Origin of the sequence: Methanosarcina sp. KYL-1 (assembly GCF_024372725.1) — an archaeon.
Taxonomy (GTDB): Archaea; Halobacteriota; Methanosarcinia; order Methanosarcinales; family Methanosarcinaceae; genus Methanosarcina.
This window is the reverse complement of the sequence record NZ_VOUA01000059.1, coordinates 1-1,659: the sequence shown is the minus strand read 5'-3', so window position 1 is coordinate 1,659 and position 1,659 is coordinate 1. Positions and strand designations below refer to the sequence as shown.

At 41.6% G+C, this 1,659-nt stretch carries 3 protein-coding genes; 2 read left to right on the top strand and 1 reads right to left on the bottom strand.

Going from position 1 to position 1,659, the window contains the following annotated elements; translation table 11 throughout:
* The first annotated feature begins 7 nt into the window (after positions 1–7).
* A complete protein-coding gene (locus FTO70_RS17855; protein WP_255334753.1) occupies positions 8–127 on the top strand; it encodes a transposase in 120 nt (39 codons plus the stop codon).
* 74 nt (positions 128–201) lie between these two features.
* Here FTO70_RS17855 and FTO70_RS17850 read toward each other — a convergent pair whose 3' ends face one another.
* A complete protein-coding gene (locus FTO70_RS17850) occupies positions 202–753 on the bottom strand; it encodes a hemerythrin domain-containing protein (RefSeq protein WP_255337123.1) in 552 nt (183 codons plus the stop codon).
* Between the two features lie 200 nt (positions 754–953).
* Here FTO70_RS17850 and FTO70_RS17845 point away from each other — a divergent pair, with 200 nt between their 5' ends.
* Positions 954–1,322 carry a carboxymuconolactone decarboxylase family protein gene (locus FTO70_RS17845; protein ID WP_255337122.1) on the top strand — a complete coding sequence of 123 codons (369 nt, stop codon included), beginning with the start codon at positions 954–956 and terminating at the stop codon, positions 1,320–1,322.
* Positions 1,323–1,659 lie beyond the last annotated feature (337 nt).

The following is a 1,659-nucleotide window of genomic DNA, read 5'->3' as shown; positions in this document are numbered from 1 at the left end:
AGAGAGAATACACAGTTGTCCTTATTGTGGTCTTACTCTTGATAGAGATCATAATGCTGCTATTAACATTCTGAGATTGGGGCTACAATCTCTTCAGAATTCTGATAGATGCCCGTCACTTCAGTGACGGGAGTAGTCACCAAATTGACTTACTTTTAAAAACGGTATTAAATTTTAACAGTTCAGCTCTGACCCTCAAAATCAGGGCTTCACATAAATTTTTTCCAGTTCACGGAGCATCCTGTGGAACTCTTCATGTTTCCCTGTACCTATTTTCTCGGCTTCGACCAGTTCAAAGGACTCCAGCATGTTTTCCTGAGTTTCAGGCTTAAGTCGGGCATCAGCCACCGGGAAAAGGTATCTGTCCTCTTTGTCGATATGCCTTATCAGGAGCTGGGTATAATCCCTTGAATTCCTGACTATGGTCGACAGTGCTTCGGAATCCATTTTTCCGGAAACTGCCTCATTTATCTTCCTTACATGTTCCCTTCCTTCTTCATGTTCCTGCAAAAGAGAAGGGATCAATTTTACTGCAACGGAGATACCTGCCTTTTCCATTGCAGGGAAAAGGTGAGCTTCTTCCTTTGTGTGGTGGCATTTGTCGACAAACACTTTCATGAATTCCACGATGTTTTCCAGATGTCCATAATCCACCTTCTTTCCGGAGTCGATATCCATGCAGATGCCATCCAGTATCCTCAGCATCAGTTTGACGGCGTCGTGTTCTTCTTTCAGATCATCGGTTGGTTTCATCATTACTCCCCTTTGTCTTCTACACTATGACCGTAATGAACTTATTTTACGGCTAATGAACCCCAATTATATAATTTTAGTTCGCTACTTATAGTTATTGGTAGCATGCATTCCGGAGCTTTGGGAATCAAATAAGTAATATGCTAGCAGATAATGGATGTACATCAATTCGGATGTACAATAACAGGGGGTTAGATTCTATGGATGAATACGAAGAACTGGAACATAAAGAATTATTGGAAAGTATGAGCGATAAACTGGGTTTTACACCGCGTATTCTGGAAATCATCGGGGAAATTGATCATGAATCCCTGAAGAAATACAACAGATGCAACCAGAAGTTATTATCGGACGGCGCTCTTCCGGCAAAGGTGAAAATCTTGATGGCCCTTGCTGTAGTTGCATCCAAGCAGTGTGAAAGGTGCACGGTTGTGCAGATGCAGAGTGCGCTCAAGAACGGGGCTACAAAGGAGGAAATAATGGAAACAATGGATGTCATTTTCATTACCTCAGGGGCTCCGGCTGTTGCGGCCTGCAGGGACGCACTTAAGCTTCTTAAGAAGAGTTGATGTTGCTGCCGGGAATAATTTTTTTCAGGGAACTTTCCCTGCATCAACTTCCTCATTTTTTACCTCTTATTTCTTGCCTCTATTTTTGCCTCCATTTTTGCCTCTTATTTTTGCCTCTTATTTTTGCCTCTTATTTTTGCCTCTTATTTTTGCTCTAATTTTTGCCTTTAATTTTTGCCTCTAATATTCTTATTTCTCGAATCAAATGACTTTATTACATCGGGAGCGCGGAGGGTCACGAATACCCCGTCCTTTAGGTCGGGGATGAAGTGAACCCTCGCACATTTTTTGTGCTCCTTTAAATTGATAAAACATTGCTTCTTTTTAAAATGAGGTT

Coding starts and splice junctions, on each gene's coding strand:
- FTO70_RS17845 (WP_255337122.1), top strand. CDS start 954: ATGGATGAATACGAAGAACTGGAACATAAAGAATTATTGGAAAGTATG.
- FTO70_RS17850 (WP_255337123.1), bottom strand. CDS start 753: ATGAAACCAACCGATGATCTGAAAGAAGAACACGACGCCGTCAAACTG.